The 18,538-nt window shown below is 42.2% G+C and carries 16 protein-coding genes; 5 read left to right on the plus strand and 11 right to left on the minus strand.

The window, feature by feature from the left end; all coding sequences use genetic code 11:
• Positions 1-113: 113 nt before the first annotated feature.
• The 8 genes from ruvB to Xets_RS24660 all read right to left on the minus strand — a co-directional run bounded on the left by ruvB (position 114) and on the right by Xets_RS24660 (position 7,151).
• A complete protein-coding gene (gene ruvB / locus Xets_RS10945) occupies positions 114-1,121 on the minus strand; it encodes a Holliday junction branch migration DNA helicase RuvB (protein WP_099132251.1) in 1,008 nt (335 codons plus the stop codon).
• Between the two features lie 16 nt (positions 1,122-1,137).
• On the minus strand, positions 1,138-1,755 hold the full coding sequence (ruvA, locus tag Xets_RS10950) for a Holliday junction branch migration protein RuvA (protein WP_099132252.1): 618 nt from the start codon (positions 1,753-1,755) through the stop codon (positions 1,138-1,140).
• Positions 1,756-1,833: 78 nt separating this feature from the next.
• On the minus strand, positions 1,834-2,355 hold the full coding sequence (gene ruvC / locus Xets_RS10955; RefSeq protein ID WP_099132253.1) for a crossover junction endodeoxyribonuclease RuvC: 522 nt from the start codon (positions 2,353-2,355) through the stop codon (positions 1,834-1,836).
• A gap of 119 nt (positions 2,356-2,474) precedes the next feature.
• The gene (locus tag Xets_RS10960) at positions 2,475-3,218 is read right to left on the minus strand and encodes a YebC/PmpR family DNA-binding transcriptional regulator (protein WP_099132254.1); all 744 of its coding nucleotides are present in this window, start codon (positions 3,216-3,218) and stop codon (positions 2,475-2,477) included.
• Positions 3,219-3,248: 30 nt separating this feature from the next.
• The gene (gene nudB, locus Xets_RS10965) at positions 3,249-3,683 is read right to left on the minus strand and encodes a dihydroneopterin triphosphate diphosphatase (protein WP_099132255.1); all 435 of its coding nucleotides are present in this window, start codon (positions 3,681-3,683) and stop codon (positions 3,249-3,251) included.
• The gene (aspS, locus tag Xets_RS10970; protein WP_099132256.1) at positions 3,683-5,452 is read right to left on the minus strand and encodes an aspartate--tRNA ligase; all 1,770 of its coding nucleotides are present in this window, start codon (positions 5,450-5,452) and stop codon (positions 3,683-3,685) included. Before aspS ends, nudB begins: the two co-directional genes overlap by 1 nt.
• A 499-nt stretch (positions 5,453-5,951) precedes the next feature.
• On the minus strand, positions 5,952-6,530 hold the full coding sequence (locus tag Xets_RS10975; protein WP_187651660.1) for a hypothetical protein: 579 nt from the start codon (positions 6,528-6,530) through the stop codon (positions 5,952-5,954).
• Between the two features lie 489 nt (positions 6,531-7,019).
• Positions 7,020-7,151, minus strand: coding sequence for a hypothetical protein (locus Xets_RS24660; protein ID WP_255430612.1), 132 nt, complete (start codon positions 7,149-7,151; stop codon positions 7,020-7,022).
• A 361-nt stretch (positions 7,152-7,512) separates the two neighbouring features.
• Between Xets_RS24660 and Xets_RS10980 the strand changes: the two genes are divergently transcribed.
• The 3 genes from Xets_RS10980 to cmoB all read left to right on the plus strand — a co-directional run bounded on the left by Xets_RS10980 (position 7,513) and on the right by cmoB (position 9,873).
• Positions 7,513-7,911 carry an MAPEG family protein gene (locus tag Xets_RS10980; RefSeq protein ID WP_099132258.1) on the plus strand — a complete coding sequence of 133 codons (399 nt, stop codon included), beginning with the start codon at positions 7,513-7,515 and terminating at the stop codon, positions 7,909-7,911.
• 208 nt (positions 7,912-8,119) lie between these two features.
• Complete coding sequence (gene cmoA, locus Xets_RS10985; RefSeq protein ID WP_099132259.1) at positions 8,120-8,905, plus strand: carboxy-S-adenosyl-L-methionine synthase CmoA; 786 nt, start codon at positions 8,120-8,122, stop codon at positions 8,903-8,905.
• A complete protein-coding gene (gene cmoB, locus Xets_RS10990; RefSeq protein ID WP_187651661.1) occupies positions 8,902-9,873 on the plus strand; it encodes a tRNA 5-methoxyuridine(34)/uridine 5-oxyacetic acid(34) synthase CmoB in 972 nt (323 codons plus the stop codon). The genes cmoA and cmoB overlap by 4 nt, the downstream gene beginning before the upstream one ends.
• Before the next feature lie 102 nt (positions 9,874-9,975).
• Here the strand turns inward: cmoB and cutC are convergent, their stop codons facing one another.
• Together cutC and Xets_RS11000 are read right to left on the minus strand one after the other, a co-directional pair.
• Positions 9,976-10,728 carry a copper homeostasis protein CutC gene (gene cutC, locus Xets_RS10995; protein WP_099132261.1) on the minus strand — a complete coding sequence of 251 codons (753 nt, stop codon included), beginning with the start codon at positions 10,726-10,728 and terminating at the stop codon, positions 9,976-9,978.
• Between the two features lie 110 nt (positions 10,729-10,838).
• Positions 10,839-11,393, minus strand: coding sequence for a VOC family protein (locus tag Xets_RS11000; RefSeq protein ID WP_099132262.1), 555 nt, complete (start codon positions 11,391-11,393; stop codon positions 10,839-10,841).
• Positions 11,394-11,584: 191 nt separating this feature from the next.
• Between Xets_RS11000 and argS the strand changes: the two genes are divergently transcribed.
• On the plus strand, positions 11,585-13,315 hold the full coding sequence (argS, locus tag Xets_RS11005) for an arginine--tRNA ligase (protein WP_187651662.1): 1,731 nt from the start codon (positions 11,585-11,587) through the stop codon (positions 13,313-13,315).
• 152 nt (positions 13,316-13,467) lie between these two features.
• Here argS and murJ read toward each other — a convergent pair whose 3' ends face one another.
• Positions 13,468-15,006 (minus strand): murein biosynthesis integral membrane protein MurJ, encoded by a 1,539-nt coding sequence (gene murJ, locus Xets_RS11010; protein ID WP_187651663.1) that lies wholly within the window; start codon positions 15,004-15,006, stop codon positions 13,468-13,470.
• 1,305 nt (positions 15,007-16,311) lie between these two features.
• Between murJ and Xets_RS11015 the strand changes: the two genes are divergently transcribed.
• Positions 16,312-18,522: a type VI secretion system Vgr family protein gene (locus Xets_RS11015; RefSeq protein WP_187651664.1), complete on the plus strand. Its 2,211-nt coding sequence runs from the start codon at positions 16,312-16,314 to the stop codon at positions 18,520-18,522.
• Positions 18,523-18,538 lie beyond the last annotated feature (16 nt).

Here is an 18,538-nt window from a genome sequence, read left to right on the forward strand (position 1 = left end):
CGTGCTCTGCCATAAGTATTTGCCTAAAAGGAAAATATATTGAATTTCTTTACAAGATAATAGATACACCCAGCTCCTGGTAATTAACCCGAGCTGGTATGTCAGGATGGTTATTATTCGTCTTCCTTACTCAATCCAAAATGCCGGTAAGCATGATGGGTTGCAATACGCCCGCGTGGGGTTCGTTGAATAAATCCTTGCTGGATCAGGAAAGGTTCCAGCACATCTTCGATAGTTTCTCGTTCTTCACCAATCGCCGCTGCCAAGTTATCCAAGCCAACGGGGCCGCCCATAAATTTATCAATAATGGCAATCAGCAATTTACGATCAAGATAATCAAATCCGGCCGAATCTACATTCAGCATATCCAGAGCTTGAGATGCAATATTGATATCAACTGTGCCATTACCTTTCACCTGGGCAAAATCACGCACACGACGTAATAATCGATTAGTAATACGGGGAGTACCACGGGAACGCATCGCGATTTGTCTTGCACCATCATCTGAGATGTCTAATCCCATATAACGTGCACTACGGGAAACGATGCTTTGCAAATCATCAACATTGTAAAATTCAAGGCGCTGTACGATACCAAATCGATCACGTAATGGTGAAGTTAAAGAACCTGCACGAGTGGTCGCACCAATCAAAGTAAATGGGGGGAGATCAATCTTGATGGAGCGGGCGGCTGGCCCTTCGCCAATCATGATATCCAGTTGATAATCTTCCATTGCCGGATAAAGTATCTCTTCCACAATCGGCGATAAACGGTGGATTTCATCAATAAACAGTACATCATGCGGTTCCAGATTAGTGAGCATAGCGGCAAGATCCCCTGCCTTTTCCAATACTGGCCCCGATGTGGTACGAAGATTAACTCCCATTTCATTTGCAACAATATTTGCCAGCGTGGTCTTACCTAATCCAGGGGGACCAAAAATCAATAAGTGATCCAGTGCATCACCACGCTGACGTGCCGCCTGGATAAAAATTTCCATCTGCTCACAAACATGAGGTTGCCCAACATATTCAGACAGAAATTTCGGCCGGATAGCACGATCAATGGCTTCATCATCTTGCAGAACGCCTGCTGAAACTAGACGGTCAGCTTCAATCATCACTTAACTCCTGTGATTACAGAGCCGCACGAAGCGCTTCTCGAATAAGGGTTTCACAATCAGCACCTGGCTTAGCAACTTTGCTTACCATTCGGCTTGCTTCCTGTGGTTTATATCCCAGCGAAACCAGTGCCGCTGCGGCTTCTGCCTCAATATCAGCAGCAGAATTCGCTTGTTTGCTGACAGCCGGCAAATTAACATCACTACTTTGGTTAAATAGATCGCCATTAAGCCCCTTAAAGCGATCTTTCATCTCTACGACCAACCTTTCAGCCGTTTTTTTGCCAACACCCGGCAATTTAACCAATGAAGCAATAGCTTCTTGTTCTATAGCGGTAACGAATTGCTGGGCAGACATACCCGAAAGGATTGCCAGCGCTAATTTAGGCCCAACACCATTGACCTTAATCAGTTCACGGAAAAGCGCCCGCTCTTGTTTATCATTAAAACCGTATAATAGCTGAGCATCTTCACGTACAATAAATTGTGTAAATAAGATAGCTTCCTGACCAATTTCAGGCAGTTCATAAAAACAGGTCATTGGCATATGAACTTCATAACCGACACCATGAGTTTCCAATAAAACCAACGGTGGCTGTTTTTCCAACACGGTTCCTCTCAAACGCCCTATCACTGTTTACCCCCTGAAAATAAAATAAATCGTTCCGCTAGCTTATAGCACAAAAAAAACTGGACGTATATCCAGCATCAACTATTTCAGGCGACCTCGCGTTAAATTTAACCGCGCATCACCTACCCGAAGCAAGTTTTGGCTGAGATGACAATGTGTAATAGCAATAGCCAACGCATCAGCGGCGTCAGCCTGCGGATTAGCAGACAATTTCAACATCGAACGTACCATGTGCTGAATCTGGCTTTTTTCAGCCGCACCTGTACCGACCACCGTCTGTTTAACCTGCCGGGCGGCATATTCAAATACCGGTATGGATTGGTTAGAGGCCGCGACAATGGCCACACCACGCGCCTGCCCTAATTTCAAGGCTGAGTCCGCATTTTTCGCCATGAACACTTGCTCTATTGCAAAAACATTGGGCTGGAATTGGGTGATGATTTCAGTAATTCCGGCGTAGATCTTCTGCAAACGACCGGGTAAATCATCTACTTTTGTCCGAATACAACCGCTACCGAGATAGATAAGTTGCCGTCCCTGCTGGCGAATAACGCCATATCCCGTGACTCTAGAGCCAGGGTCAATACCAAGAATAATCGCCATATCGAATTATTCACTTAAATTCCGCCTAAATCGGCTCGCCTGAGATATGGGATAGAAACGTTAGAGAAAGTGCCCTGATTTAAGGAACACTTTCTCTACGCTGTGAACCCTAATGCTAATTACAGCAGTGCTGCAACCTCATCAGAGATTTCACCATTATGATAAACTTCTTGCACATCATCAGAATCTTCAAGCATATCGATCAGACGAAGTAATTTAGGCGCAGTTTCTGCATCCAGTTCCGCTTTCGTAGATGGGATCATAGAAACTTCCGCAGAATCTGCCTTGAAACCTGCTGCATCCAATGCATCTTTAACATTTCCGAAAGACTCTGGAGTAGTATAGACGTCAATTGCACCATCATCATAAGTTTCAACATCGTCAGCACCCGCTTCCAACGCTGCTTCCATCACCGCATCTTCGTCCAAGCCTGGTGCGTAGGAAATAACCCCTTTCTTGGTGAACAGATAAGAAACAGAGCCATCAGTTCCCAGGTTACCACCTGCTTTGGTGAACGCATGACGAACTTCAGAAACAGTACGGTTACGATTATCACTCAAGCATTCAACCATTACTGCTGTACCGCCAGGGCCGTAGCCTTCATAAATAATGGTTTCCATGTTATCTGTTTCGTCGTTACCAACACCACGGGCAATTGCGCGATTCAACGTATCACGGGTCATGTTGTTGGACAGCGCTTTATCGACGGCAGCGCGCAAACGTGGGTTGGAATCTGGATCACCACCACCCAGTCGAGCAGCCGTGACCAATTCACGGATAATTTTTGTAAAAATCTTACCGCGTTTGGCATCCTGTGCAGCTTTGCGGTGTTTCGTATTGGCCCATTTACTATGACCTGCCATGTAAATATCTCCGATAAAACGTCTTGTAGACTAAATTACAAATTCTTCAATTGCTTGCCGATTGCTCCACGACTTCGTCAGTTTGGCCGCTTCTTCCGCAGCCAACCATTGATAAGCCAGATGTTCAGTCAGCAAAATCTCTCGCTCCTCAGGTAACGCCAGAGAGAACCAATGTTCTTTATTCCGCGTTATCCCCGGGGCATATCGATGTCGTAGGTGCGAGAAAATCTCATAATAAAGACAGCGTTGACAATCTTTCAGTTCAAGATTTTCATTGATAATATCAATGCCTACCTCTTCCTGTACTTCACGTAACGCCGCCTCCCACGGTTTTTCGTCCTTTTCAAGGCTACCTGTCACAGATTGCCAAAATTCAGGATCGTCCCGTCGCTGTAGCATCAGCACCCTTTTGCTGTTAACGGCGTAAATCATAACCAGTACAGATTCAGGGCGCTTATAAGCCATTATTCGTTCTCTTTTTTAACGACTGAAATAGCCAGTTCTTCCAACGCCGCTGAATTCGCCGGGCTTGGTGCATCAGTCATCAAACATGCCGCTGCCGTTGTTTTCGGGAAAGCGATCACATCACGAATATTATCTGTATCAGTCAGCAACATGACGAGGCGATCCAAGCCGAAAGCCAAACCTGCATGTGGCGGTGTACCGTATTTCAGAGCGTTCAGCAAGAAACCAAATTTCTCCTGCTGTTCCTCCTCGTTAATACCCAGAATGCGGAATACAGACTGCTGCATTTCATTGCGATGGATACGGACAGAACCACCACCTACTTCATAGCCATTGATAACCATGTCATAAGCGTTCGCAATAGCAGATTCTGGATTACTTTCCAACTCAGCCGCCGACATGTCACGCGGAGAAGTAAATGGATGATGCATTGCCGTCAAGCCACCTTCTCCGTTTTCTTCAAACATAGGGAAATCAATAACCCACAGCGGTTTCCAACTTGCCAAATCTGTGATATTCAAGTCACGACCCAGTTTCAGGCGCAGTGCTCCCATCGCGTCAGTAACAATGTTTTTCTTATCAGCACCAAAGAACAGGATATCACCATCCTGAGCATTAGTACGGGACAACAGGCCCTCAACTACCTCCGCAGACAGGAACTTAGCAATCGGGCTTTGTACCCCTTCCAGGCCAGCAGCACGGTTGTTAACTTTCATCCATGCCAAACCCTTCGCACCATAGATGCCAACAAATTTACCGTACTCATCAATTTGCTTGCGGCTTAGCTCTGACCCGCCAGGAACGCGAATAGCCGCAACACGGCCTTTTGGATTGTTTGCTGGTTCTGCAAAAACAGAGAATTCCACGTCTTTAACCAGATCGGCAATATCCATCAATTCCAGAGGGTTACGCAAATCTGGTTTATCTGAACCAAAGCGGCGCATGGCTTCTTCGAATGTCATAATTGGGAAGCTGCCCAAATCGACACCTTTCACATCCAGCCACAGTTCACGGATCATTTTTTCCATGATCTCGCGAACTTGTTCAGCGGTCATAAACGAGGTTTCAACGTCGATCTGAGTAAATTCTGGCTGACGATCGGCACGTAAATCTTCATCGCGGAAGCACTTCACAATCTGGTAATAACGGTCGAAGCCAGACATCATCAACAACTGTTTGAAAAGCTGCGGAGACTGCGGCAGTGCATAAAATTCACCTTTATGCACACGGCTTGGCACTAAATAGTCACGCGCACCTTCTGGTGTTGCCTTAGTCAGCATTGGTGTTTCAACATCAATGAAACCCGCAGTATCCATAAAACGACGCACAAAACTGGTGATCTTCGCACGGGTTTTCAGGCGCTGTGACATTTCCGTGCGACGCAGATCAAGATAGCGGTATTTCAGACGCTGTTCTTCGCTGTTATTCTGGTTGCTGTCCAGAGGCAATGGCTCCGAGCGGTTGAAAACCATCAGGCTTTCTGCGAAAACTTCAATTTCGCCGGTTGCCATATCTTTATTGATTTGGTTATCAGGGCGCGCACGCACAATCCCTGTAATTTGAATACAAAATTCATTACGCAGTTCAGAAGCCTGAGCAAAGACCTCTTTCTGATCTGGGTCAAAAAATACCTGAACGATACCCTCGCGATCTCGCATATCAATAAAGATCAAGCCACCTAAATCACGGCGACGATTTACCCACCCACAAAGAGTCACTTTCTGGCCTTCATGGGCCAGGTTCAACTGCCCACAATAATTAGTACGCATACAATATCCTTTTACTCAGCTCGTTATGCTTTCTGCTGCGGAAATTTTGGCATTGTTTTTAGGAAGAGTGTTATATTTGATATAATCCAATTAAAACATGTAATTAAATAAAACACACACTTGATAAAATAACAAATGTACACCAGTATGTACAAACAGAAAACATGCTCACTATAGCATATAGCAATGGATTTTACGCTCGTTAGATAGGGAAAGTATAGGGTCATAGGGTGAGGATAAGGATGAGAAGGAAAGCTGGTCACTATGGGCAGAGATCTGCCCTTTAACATCTAGGAATCACCTAAAGAATTCTCCGATTTGAAATCGGGAAATCCCCCCAGAGGAGGGCTTGAATCTAAGCTGTCCAATAAATTTAGCGTAACCTATTGATTTTTTAATTCCCGCTCAAGAACGGAATCCAGTCAAATCAAGGGGTTAAAAGAGGAGGATTCTCCTCTTTAGATAGCCTCAACTCCCCTGAAAAAACAGATAATTACATTCAAAGTTTGGTATTTTCTTTCTCTTCAAAAACGATATTTATCCTATCAGTTTCAAAACCGCCCACATGTTGTGTATTCCCCATAGAACAATTATTCAGATCTGGACAATAATTATAACAATTCTGATCTGGGCACGTTGCATTTATAATAAAGTCTTTGCATGTGCTCGTAACTGCCGTATGCCATTGAGGAGCAACAGGTATTGTCCAATAGAGAGTGACACTCCATTGCAATAAACAAGCGTTAAGATCCAGGCTGGCCGGATCATTTTTCGTACTCACCGCCCAAATTATTTTTTTCTGCCTCCCCACACACGTCGTGCTGGAGTTAATATCCTGAACGGGTATATCCAGCTTTGAGGATTGGTCAAGCTTGAAATTTAATGGACCCGGTTTAGCTATACACGAGTCATTTATTCTGGAAAAATAATAAACATTATCAGCAATTGGTTTAAGAGGTACATTAAGGCTTTTAGATGACTTCTGACTCATAAAGCTTATATTATAATCCTGCCAAGCCAACGCTGGCTGTATGATTAAAGATAAAATTGTTAAAACGGTACTAAATAAAAGTTTCATATCGCCCCTCCCTTCTCATGAAATCACTCAAAATAACTCGGCAATATTTTTGCTTCGTTATTACTTCACCGTGAATGGAGTACTAGTACTGAAATGATAATCGCCAATATCATATAGGTTATTCACCTATCCGCTTTAGTATAAGTAAGCAGCCTTAATGACCATAACTCAAAATCCAACAGACTATTAAGGTTGTTCAACCGGCAACTTTCTGCGAGTTTAGAGACGCGGTGAAACTCAGATACAAAAATGCCACCAGCCCGTGTCCGTTGGGTACGCGATGAGAACGGCTAGCAGCATGGATTATTTCTGTAACCACTCAAGGGAACGGGCACAGAAATATTTCATTTAGTTTCAGATGGTAACCAATTGTTAAGCATTATTCGCTTGTTATTGGGCGAAAATGGGTTTATAGGTTTTCGTATTGTTGCTGTAATGTTGCATTAATGTTAATTAGGCGAAATATGGGGAATAATAAAATGAAAAAATTCATTCTGCTTTGCCTGTTGGCAAGCACAACTCTTTTAGCTTCAATGCAAACTTATGCCATAATGTGCTCGGTGTTTCCTCCAGATAGCCCAGAATGGCAAAAGTGTGTAAGTCAGTGCGCAGTATACCCACAGATACTAAGCCCAATCTGTTTATAATAAAATCTAAAATCGAGGAGGACGGCGCATTCCTGCCCCCCCAATATCATTTGCTCTGGGGTGGCAATTTGTCATTTTCTATTTCCCGTATCGCCCGTTTATCCAGATTGCACTGTTCAATGACCGTCAGTAACTGCTCATTCAAAATGAGTCACTATATACTGGAAATTCTGACCGGAGATAACGCCATAACACCGTTCTTGACAAGACAATTTTTTGCTATCCACTAACATTCATAGAATTTATGATTAAATACTATGATTTATAGCGACAGTTTTCTTTTTGCGGTTTATTATCATTTGGCCGTTTTTTGGTTAGGCAATTGGAGTTAAAAAATGGTTAGCTCGCTTTATATCGTACTGGGCGCACTACTGTTAATTAAGCTGTCTCTGGATGTAGTCAAATTAAGAACGCAATATCGGGTCGCTTATGGTGATGGCGGTTTTTATGAATTGCAAATAGCCATTCGGGTTCATGGTAATGCAGTTGAATACATTCCAATTTCAATGTTGTTATTGATTGTGATGGAGATGAATGGAGCACCCGTTTGGATGCTGCATATTTGTGGATTGGTATTACTATCAGGCAGAATACTACACTACTTTGGCTTGCGTCATCGAGAAATGCGCTGGCGACGTATGGGCATGGCAGCAACCTATATCTCAATGATAATCATGATTCTCAACAACATCTACTATTTACCGTGGGAACAGATCTTTTCTCTCTATACATAATCTATTCCCTATATGAATAGTTCCCCACATCTTCTGCATATTTTGCGTTGTAGCTCGATGGCAAAAACGTTGTAAGCATAGTGATTAGAGTCATCCCGGGGCGGTGTGTTGCCGCCTGAGGATCTATCTATTGATTATCTCCCTTTCTGCCTTTTCCTGCATTCTGTTAGAATAACCGCTTCTTATTGTTTCCAAAATCAATGCTGTTATGTCAAATCAAGAATCTCATAATCAACGGGATAGCCTGTTCTCTGCCCCAATTGCCAATTTAGGTGACTGGAATTTCGATGAACGGGTTGCAGAAGTCTTTCCTGATATGGTGAAACGCTCAATTCCCGGTTATTCCAATATCATTTCCATGATAGGTATGCTGGCAGAACGTTTTGTAACGCCAAATAGTCAAATTTATGATCTCGGTTGTTCCCTTGGTGCAGCCACGTTATCAATCCGCCGTGCTATTAGCGCCGAAAATAATAGTGTCAATCCCCATACAGAGGGTTGCCATATTATTGCCGTCGATAACTCACCGGCAATGATCGAGCGCTGCCGCCGCCATATTGACTCTTTCAAAGCCAACATCCCCGTTGAAGTCATCGAACAGGATATTCTTGATACCGACATTCAAAATGCATCAATGGTCATTTTGAATTTCACATTACAATTCCTGCATCCTGATGATCGCCAGAAAATGCTGGATAAAATCTATGCCGGTTTAAAACCTGGAGGCGTTTTGGTGCTCTCGGAAAAATTCAATTTTGAAGATGAGCAGATTGGCGAGTTGCTATTCAACATGCACTATGATTTCAAGCGAGCCAATGGTTACAGCGAACTGGAGATCAGCCAAAAACGCAGTATGCTGGAAAATGTCATGCGGACAGATCCTGTTGAAACTCACAAATCACGTCTCAAACAAGCAGGATTCCAGCACGTTGAAGTCTGGTTCCAATGTTTTAACTTTGGCTCATTATTAGCAATAAAAGGAGCTGAACAATGATTGATTTCAGTAACTTTTATCAATTAATCGCCAAAAACCACTTAAGTCACTGGTTGGAATGCCTGCCTGCACAATTAAGCCATTGGCAACAAGCCTCATTGCATGGTCAGTTCAGTTCATGGATAAAAATTCTGGAAAACCTGCCTGAAATTAACCCCACCCAGCTTGATCTGAAAAATGGTGTCATTGCGAACCATGAACCAAAGCTAGCAAACGGTGAAAAAGCCCGTATTCAAAATATCCTAAAGCTATTGATGCCGTGGCGTAAGGGACCTTTTTCACTGTACGGCGTGGAGATTGATACCGAGTGGCGTTCTGACTGGAAATGGGATCGCGTCCTTCCCCATATTTCTTCTTTAGAAGGCAGAACCGTTCTTGATGTCGGCTGTGGCAGTGGTTACCACATGTGGCGGATGGTGGGTGAAGGTGCTCATTTAGTTGTAGGTATTGACCCAACCCAGCTTTTCCTATGCCAATTTGAAGCTATCAGAAAATTACTGGGCAATGACCAACGCGCCCATCTTCTGCCTTTAGGCATTGAACAATTACCAGAACTACAAGCCTTTGATACAGTGTTTTCAATGGGCGTGCTTTATCATCGCCGTTCACCTCTCGATCATCTATGGCAACTGAAAAACCAGTTAGTTTCCGGCGGTGAATTAGTTTTGGAGAGCTTGGTTATTGAAGGTGACGAACATCAATGCCTTATTCCAGGTGAACGTTATGCACAAATGCGGAATGTCTACTTTATTCCGTCTGCCAAGATGCTAAAAGTTTGGTTAGAAAAATGTGGTTTTATTGATGTCCGAATCGTTGATCAGGCGGTCACAACACTGGATGAACAACGCCGGACAGAATGGATGAAGACTGAATCGCTGATCGATTTTCTTGAGCCAAACGATCATAGTAAAACGATAGAAGGCTACCCAGCACCACTGCGGGCTGTCCTTATTGCCCGCAAACCATAATCTTTCTTTTTTATCTTTTAGGTTGCTTTTTGCTGGCTGATTACCCCAGTTACATAGTCAATGATGTCACTGGGGATTCAGATGAAACACATACAGAGTATTTTAGTTTGTCCGTTGAACCAAACTAATCACTCCCTTCATCGACTCAACTAACTGCCCATCAACACAATGGTAAGCATATTCATCTACACCACTGTCGTCAGAACTCATTGTCACGCCTGCTTTTCGATATTTCATGGCAGAAGGCACGATCTTACCTGCTGAACTGTGAACTTCTGTTATTCCAATTTCCAGAAATTTACAGATATTACTCATTCTGACACCCGCCCCAGGCATAATAATCGGCCCCTGGCTGGCCTGTAACAATTCTTTTAACAAAGGTAATCCTAACTCAGCACTTTGTTGCTGGCCCGAAGTTAAAATACGCTGCACACCGAGCTCTGTCAGTTGCTCCAACGCAACATGTGGATTGAAACACATATCAAAGGCACGATGAAAAGTGACTTCCATATTCCCTGATAATGACATCAATTGCCTCATGCGAAGCCGATCGATATGACCTTCTTCGTTTAACACACCAAAAACGATACCAGGAAATCCCATATCACGGATACGAGCAACATCATTTTTCATCACTTCGAAATCGGTATTGCTGTAACAGAAGTCTCCCCCTCTTGGCCGTACAATGGGATGCACAGGAATTGATAAACGCTGTAATGCGTGCTGCAATGTCCCGAAACTCGGTGTTACCCCGCCTTCCGACGGACTTGCACACAATTCAATGCGATCTGCGCCCGTCTGTTGTGCAACCAAAGCACAGCTTATGCTATAACAGCAAATTTCTAGTTTTATCATTCAAAGCTCTCCCTCGAAATAGTTCATTCAAATATGGCGCACTACAACGAGCCTATCGCCACACTGAATTGCAGCACTACGATAAAGATCACAAAAAGAACACTATTCATTTACAACTCACTTTTGATGATCTCTTTGAGAGAAAAAGGGTGAAATTTGATTGTAATTTCACCCTTCGTCACCGCTAACGTTGGGTTTGGTAACCTTTCATTATCCCCTTTTGGATGACTCTCTTTTGTGATAAAAACAATGGGTAGCGGATAAGGCAGTAATTTATAGGCTTCGTGTATCAGTTGTTCTGGTGGCACAGGCAGGACAAATTCGACATGCTCCCAACCTTCGTGCAAATATTGCTTTTTACCCGGATAAGGTAACTCGACACAATCAATTTGCCAGCCAAGTAAGGTGATTGGCTGGCTTAACTCAAATAAGCTGATTGGCCGGCCATTGATCCAGCTTTCAGACAACAATTGACCACATTGCAGAAAACCTTGACGCCAGCGATCAGCGATTGAAATATCATTACAACGCAGGGAAATATGATCCGCTGCATATTGCGTAAGTTCCAAGCCAAGATATTCACCAAACTGCTTTAACTTTTGCTCAAACTGATATAAATCAGTCACCAAATCCTGTAATTCAGAAATTGTTGAAAAGTGTGTCATCTTTCCCCCAGCAAAAAACTATCGCCTGAAAGGCGAGCTGAAAACAAAAAGTCATACCGCAAGCGGCGGCTGATGGTAGCATGCAGGATGCTGAATATGGTATAAAACCTGTTATTTTGTCTAACCCACACGCTTGAAAGTATTTGCACAGTTCAAATGCAGGGCTTTTGTGCGTAATTTAAGGTAACTCGGTGAATATTCAGGCCATTCTTTCAGAAAAAATCAGCCATGCGCTGATTGCTGCTGGTGCTCCAGCCGACAGTGAAGCTCACGTTCGTCAATCTGCAAAAGCTCAGTTTGGTGACTACCAGGCAAATGGTGTCATGGCGGCAGCGAAAAAAGTGGGAATGCCACCCCGACAATTGGCAGAAAAAGTCGTCAGTTTGCTGGATCTGCAAGGAATTGCCAGCAAAGTTGAGATTGCAGGCCCTGGTTTTATCAATATCTTTCTGGATAAAACATGGGTTGCTGCCAATATCGAAACTGCGCTGAAAGATGAAAAACTGGGTATCACTCCGGTAGCACCGCAAACCATCGTTGTCGACTATTCTGCACCGAATGTGGCAAAACAAATGCACATTGGACACATTCGTTCCACGATTATTGGCGATGCCGCAGCACGTACCCTTGAGTTTTTAGGTCACAAAATCATCCGAGCCAACCATGTTGGTGACTGGGGTACTCAGTTCGGGATGCTGATTGCCTATCTGGAAAAAATCCAGAACGAAGATGCCAGTGATATGGCATTGGCCGATTTGGAAGCCTTCTACCGTGAAGCGAAGAAAACTTACGACGAAGATGAAGAGTTTGCTGTTCGTGCCCGTAGTTACGTAGTAAAACTGCAAGGTGGTGATGAATATTGTCGTACCATGTGGCACAAACTGGTTGATATCACCATGTCACAGAATCAGGAAACCTATAATCGCCTGAATGTGACTCTGACAAAAAAAGATGTTATGGGTGAAAGCCTGTATAACGATATGCTGCCTGGCGTTGTTGCCGACCTGAAACAACGTGGGTTTGCCGTTGAGAGTGATGGTGCTATCGTGGTTTACTTTGATGAGTATAAGAACAAAGAAGGCGAGCCAATGGGTGTTATCATCCAGAAAAAGGATGGGGGCTATCTTTATACCACCACGGATATCGCTTGTGCCAAGTACCGTCATGAAGTCTTGCATGCTGACCGTGTTCTTTATTACATCGATTCACGCCAACACCAACATCTGATGCAGGCCTGGGCAATAGTTCGTAAGGCAGGTTATATTCCTGAGTCCATGTCACTCGAACACCATATGTTTGGCATGATGTTGGGTAAAGATGGTAAGCCATTCAAAACCCGTGCAGGTGGTACTGTAAGGCTGTCTGATTTGTTGGACGAGGCCATTGAACGTGCAGACACTCTCATCCGCGAGAAAAATCCAGATATGCCGGAAGACGAACTGAAAAAAGTTGTCAACGCGGTAGGTATTGGTGCGGTGAAATATGCGGATCTTTCCAAAAACCGAACTACCGACTATGTATTTGACTGGGATAACATGCTCGCCTTTGAAGGTAATACCGCACCTTATATGCAATATGCATATACCCGCGTAAATTCTATCTTCAAACGCGCAGAAATCGATGAAAGCAGCCTGACCCACCCTATTCTTCTGAACGAAGAACGTGAACAAACCCTGGCGACACGCCTGTTGCAATTTGAAGAAACAATCACAACTGTTGCCCGTGAAGGCACTCCTCACGTAATGTGTGCTTACCTCTATGATCTGGCTGGCCTGTTCTCTGGTTTTTACGAACATTGTCCAATCCTGAATGCGGATAGCGAAGAGGTGCGCCAGAGCCGCCTGAAACTGGCTTTGCTGACGGCAAAAACCTTGAAGCAAGGTCTTGATACTTTAGGTATCGAGACGGTAGAACGGATGTAATCACCTTGTCCCAAACTGGCATGATTTAGTCATGCCAGTTTTTAATCAGGGCTAAAAAACATCGGTAATGATACCGCCCAATCATTCATTGAGCGGTATAAATCATTAAACAGTCGTTTAATGAAAATGTAATTAACTAATTGACCAGTTAGTTACATCGATCCTCGCTGGGCAAAATCCTTCAATCGGAACCCCATCAAAGCCAGAGCAGCAAAATAACTACTTGCACCCGCAATCACAACCCCCATCAACCGTAACAGACGCAATGCCATATTGCCCTGATCCCAGGCAGGCATAAACCACAATATTGTCAGTAATACCCCAACCATGACTACGATTGCCATCGCCAACTTCAATAGGAAGAGACCCCAGCCAGCCAGCGGTTTAAAAATCTCACGCTTACGCAATTGCCAATAAAGCATACTGGCATTGAAACAGGCAGCCAAACCGATAGAAAGCGCCAATCCCGCATGTTTTAATGGGCCAATAAAAGCAAGGTTCATTAACTGAGTCAAAATCAGGGTTGCAATCGCAATCTTAACTGGGGTTTTAATATCCTGACGAGAGTAAAAACCAGGAGCGAGAACTTTAACCACAATCAATCCCATCAAGCCAAAGCAGTACGCAATTAATGCGCGTTGTGTCATTTCTGCATCGAAGGCAGAAAAATTGCCGTATTGAAAGAGTGACACAGTTAAAGGCTCTGCCAGAATACCCAACGCCACCGCGCAAGGTAAAGCCAACAAAAAGCAAAGGCGCAATCCCCAATCCATTAACCTTCTATATTCTAGGTGATCCCCATTGGAAAAACTTTTTGCCAGTGAAGGCAGAAGGATCGTGCCTAACGCCACTCCCAGCACTCCCGAAGGTAATTCCATTAAACGATCGGCGTAATACATCCACGAAACCGAGCCAGAAACAAGAAATGAGGCAAAAATGGTATTAATGATCAATGAAATTTGACTGACTGAAACCCCCAAAATAGCAGGCCCCATCTGACGAATAACACGCCATACACCACTGTCAAAAAAAGAAATTCGTGGCAACACCAGCATACCTATTTTTTTCAGGTGCGGAAGCTGGTAAGCCAATTGCAAAATACCACCGGCGATCACTGCCCAACCTAATGCCATCACAGGTGGGTTACAGTAAGGTGCTACAAACAGCGAAAAGATGATCATGCTGATATTAAGCAATGTTGGTGCAAAAGCGGGCACAGAAAAGCGATTCCACGTATTGAGAACCGCTCCCGCTAACGAAGCCAGAGATATCAAGAAAATGTAAGGGAAGGTAATTCTGAGTAGATCACGGGTTAAAGTGAACTTATCCGGTGTATCTGTAAAACCCGGTGCCGTAACATAGATGATCCAGGGCGCGGCCATCACCCCTATCACTGTGACTATCGCCAAAATCAGCGTCAACATCCCTGATATATAAGTAATAAAGGTGCGTGTCGCTTCATCCCCCTGCTGATTTTTATACTCAGAAAGTATAGGAACAAACGCTTGTGAAAAAGCGCCCTCAGCAAAAATACGGCGCAGTAAGTTAGGGAGTTTGAAGGCAACGAAAAAGGCATCTGTCGCCACACCCGCACCAAATATACGAGCAATGATGGCATCACGAATAAAGCCCAGAACGCGGGAAAACATCGTCATTGAGCTGACCGCGGCCAGTGATTTCAGTAAATTCATGGTATTTTCTAAGATTGATTTTTATGAAACGAATATAAAAGATGTAAAGCAATTAGGCCAAAAAAATCAAGCTAATATTGTGGAATATTAATAATTTCTATTCATTTCAAAGCTGGGGAGAATGGCAAACAACCTCAACCTATATGCAACCTACAACCAGATGGCTTTACAAGGTGTTACTTTTTTGCGCATTAAATGTTGCCAAAAATCTTCATTTATATCCCATTAATTAATTTTATGTTTTGGTGTTCATCCATGATTAACATATAAAATTACTCAACCGCCATCCCAGTATATTCTTTACCTATATTAATCCAACTTGCATCTTCAATCAGCATTACATCTTGATTAGTTTTTATATCAATTATAGGCGTTATAGTATTTAAAAAGCCAGGCAAGGGGACATTATAATGAATTGTATTATGAGGGTATTTTCCAGAATCAGGGAATAGTAATGGCTTAAAAGATTTATTTTTATATTTTCCTATAGCTCCATAGTAATCCCATTATTTATCCGCCTTTTCTTTACTTACCAAAATAATTATTAGAAAAATTTTAGCATAGATCATCTATTATAGCCTCATACTAAAAAACAAACCTCTGTATAATATGATGATAATTAACATATTAACTACATCCCCAAACTGTCATATATCGTAGAGAAAATAGATATCATCATAAAACGACTTTCTAATCCACATAAAAAATGAATTTATTGATTAATTACTCTAAACTTTATGTTTACTTTACTATCTAATTATCAAAGAATTTTTTATGACGGAAATTACATTAACCAGCTCAAAAAAACATTCTTTCCGAAAGAATGTTCAAGGTTAGAATAACCACTTTAATCTATTGAATATAGATTATGTATTTCAATATCTCAAAAATGAGTCTCAGTCTAAACATTTAAGTAATTATAGAAAAAAACAAACCGTGTATTTTAAAACTTTTTATATAATATAAACATAAACATAAACATAAATAAACATAAACATAAACATAAACATAAACATAAACATAAACATAAACATAAACATAAACATAAACATAAACATAAACATAAACATAAACATAAACATAAACATAAACATAAACATAAACATAAATAACTAGAATAATGAAATTCAACAAAAAAATAAAACTATATATTTCATAAATAAGGGAGCACCTATAGATTGCAAATACCAAACATTATGCTTAAACTCATATCAGAGAAACTATCGCCCTACATTCCCACTTTTGTATGTTCCTTAACCCTGCAAGGAATATGCGGTAGCTTTAACCAAAAGCAAGGATATCCTTATGGAAAGACAGTTTATCGCACATACCTCATCATCTGATAATACTTTATATTTCAAATCCCTTAGAGGGATAGAAAGGTTATCTGAGGCCTACCAGTTTGAGATTGAATTATTGAGCGAAAAGAGGTTATCAGATCCAATATCGCTACATAAGACGATACTAACTGTAGAAATAAAGAATAAATCAGCACAAACAAGATACTTAAGTGGTTATATAGAAAAAATATCCTATGCCCCATTCTATAAATATGATGACAGGCTTTATTTATATACGGCCACCGTCAGACCTAAATTATGGGAATTAAAACAAAGTATTGGTTATAGTATATGGCAAGATAATACTGTACCCGATATTATCGCCGAAGTACTCAATAAAACTAATATTCTATTTGAAAATCAGCTTGTTGAAAAATATCGCACATGGGAATATTGCGTCAAGCATAATGAAACTGATTTCGATTTTATCCATCGCCTGATGGAACATGAAGGAATTTACTATTATTTCAAACATGAAATGGGAAACCATACCATGATCCTGGTTGACGCGCCTCAATCACATGAGCCAATGCCTGGATATAAAAATATTTACTATATCAACAAGGGTGATTCACCGAAAACACACATCAAAGAATATATCTACAATTGGAATGTCTCCAGTATCACTATACCAAATACTTACAGCCTTGATGACTACGACTTCCGTAAACCACGGGCTGAACTATATACAGCTACCCAGACCCCAATCAGCTCTATTGATAATACAGAAATATTCATTTGGCCCGGGCGCTATGTAGAAAATGAACAAGGGCAATTTTATGCCCGAGTTCGCCAGCAAGCTGCTGAAGCAAAAAGTGAGCTGATTAATAGCAAAGGAAATGTGCTGGGAATAGCTCCGGGACATATTTTCACACTATCTCTACCCAATGACATCAAAGGCGATGATCATGGTGACTATTTAATTATAGGCGCACATTACTTTCTTTATGAAAAACCTTACATAGCCAGTTCTCCTGACGGTGCTTCTGATATCGTTACTGACAATATCTTTAACGCACTCACTAGTGACCTTCTTAATTCAGACGCAGATAAAAACAAAAACACGATTCAATTTGAGGCAATTCCTGCCAGCACTCATTGGAAACCGCTGACAATGACGCCGTGGCCAAAAGTGACTGGTCTTGAAACCGCCGTCGTTACCGGCCCCAAAGATAAACAAATATGGACTGACAAATACGGCCGTATAAAAGTGAAATTCCGTTGGGATAAGGATCGCAAAAAAGATGATACCCGCTCTTGCTGGGTACGTGTTGCGAGCCATTGGGCTGGCTGGCGTTATGGCAGTATATGTGTCCCTCGTGTGGGCGAAGAAGTGGTTATCAGCTTCGTCAATGGTGATCCTGATAAACCTTTAGTTATTGGCAGCACTTATAACAATGAGAATATGCCTCCATGGGAGCTACCTAAATATGAAACCCGTGTCGGTATTATGTCGAATACCAAGGGAGGTAAGCATGATCAGGCAAATTATCTCTTTTTAGATGATGAACCGGATAAGGAATTATTTGATCTGCATGCAGAACGGAACATGAATATCTCGGTGGAAAAAGATAAAAAAGTCACTATTGATGGAAGCCGTACGACTGAAATAAAAAAACAGCAAAAAGACACAGTGACTGGAAATGCTAACTTCACCTATAAGGCAAACCATGAAACATCCATTCAAGGCAAAGATACATTAACGATCAACAACGGTCAGCAAGAAACCATCAAAAATGGACGAAAAACCGAGATTAATGGTGGCGATACTTACACACTTAAGGGGAATTTAAACGCAAAAATTGATGGGAATTGGGTGCAGAACATTACAGGAGTGACGGCAATCTCAAGCCCCAACCTTATTACGATAAAAAGCGATACCAATGTGGTAATAGATTCCCCGAACTCTGTGTTTTCAGCTAGTATTGCCTCTATATCCACGACAGCGCTCTCACTGAGTGCGATCGAACAATCATACAGTACCGGCCTCTTTTCGGCGAGTATGAAAACGATGAACCAATCATTTAATGTCAATGAATTCAGTAAGACAATATTTTCCAACAGCCAAACAAGTGTAGCTATAGATAAAGCGGAGCTGGCATTGGACGACTCAACGATTTCAATTGAAAACTCAAATACCAATATTTCAAATAGCAGCTTACATATCCTTAACTAATGACTATCTTCTAATA

The organism is Xenorhabdus sp. TS4 (genome assembly GCF_014467265.1).
In the GTDB taxonomy this organism is placed as follows: Bacteria; Pseudomonadota; Gammaproteobacteria; order Enterobacterales; family Enterobacteriaceae; genus Xenorhabdus; species Xenorhabdus ehlersii.

Coding starts and splice junctions, on each gene's coding strand:
- ruvB (WP_099132251.1), bottom strand. CDS start 1,121: ATGATTGAAGCTGACCGTCTAGTTTCAGCAGGCGTTCTGCAAGATGAT.
- ruvC (WP_099132253.1), bottom strand. CDS start 2,355: ATGGCGATTATTCTTGGTATTGACCCTGGCTCTAGAGTCACGGGATAT.
- Xets_RS10960 (WP_099132254.1), bottom strand. CDS start 3,218: ATGGCAGGTCATAGTAAATGGGCCAATACGAAACACCGCAAAGCTGCA.
- nudB (WP_099132255.1), bottom strand. CDS start 3,683: ATGGCTTATAAGCGCCCTGAATCTGTACTGGTTATGATTTACGCCGTT.
- aspS (WP_099132256.1), bottom strand. CDS start 5,452: ATGCGTACTAATTATTGTGGGCAGTTGAACCTGGCCCATGAAGGCCAG.
- Xets_RS10975 (WP_187651660.1), bottom strand. CDS start 6,530: ATGAAACTTTTATTTAGTACCGTTTTAACAATTTTATCTTTAATCATA.
- Xets_RS10980 (WP_099132258.1), top strand. CDS start 7,513: ATGGTTAGCTCGCTTTATATCGTACTGGGCGCACTACTGTTAATTAAG.
- cmoA (WP_099132259.1), top strand. CDS start 8,120: ATGTCAAATCAAGAATCTCATAATCAACGGGATAGCCTGTTCTCTGCC.
- cmoB (WP_187651661.1), top strand. CDS start 8,902: ATGATTGATTTCAGTAACTTTTATCAATTAATCGCCAAAAACCACTTA.
- cutC (WP_099132261.1), bottom strand. CDS start 10,728: ATGATAAAACTAGAAATTTGCTGTTATAGCATAAGCTGTGCTTTGGTT.
- Xets_RS11000 (WP_099132262.1), bottom strand. CDS start 11,393: ATGACACACTTTTCAACAATTTCTGAATTACAGGATTTGGTGACTGAT.
- murJ (WP_187651663.1), bottom strand. CDS start 15,006: ATGAATTTACTGAAATCACTGGCCGCGGTCAGCTCAATGACGATGTTT.
- Xets_RS11015 (WP_187651664.1), top strand. CDS start 16,312: ATGGAAAGACAGTTTATCGCACATACCTCATCATCTGATAATACTTTA.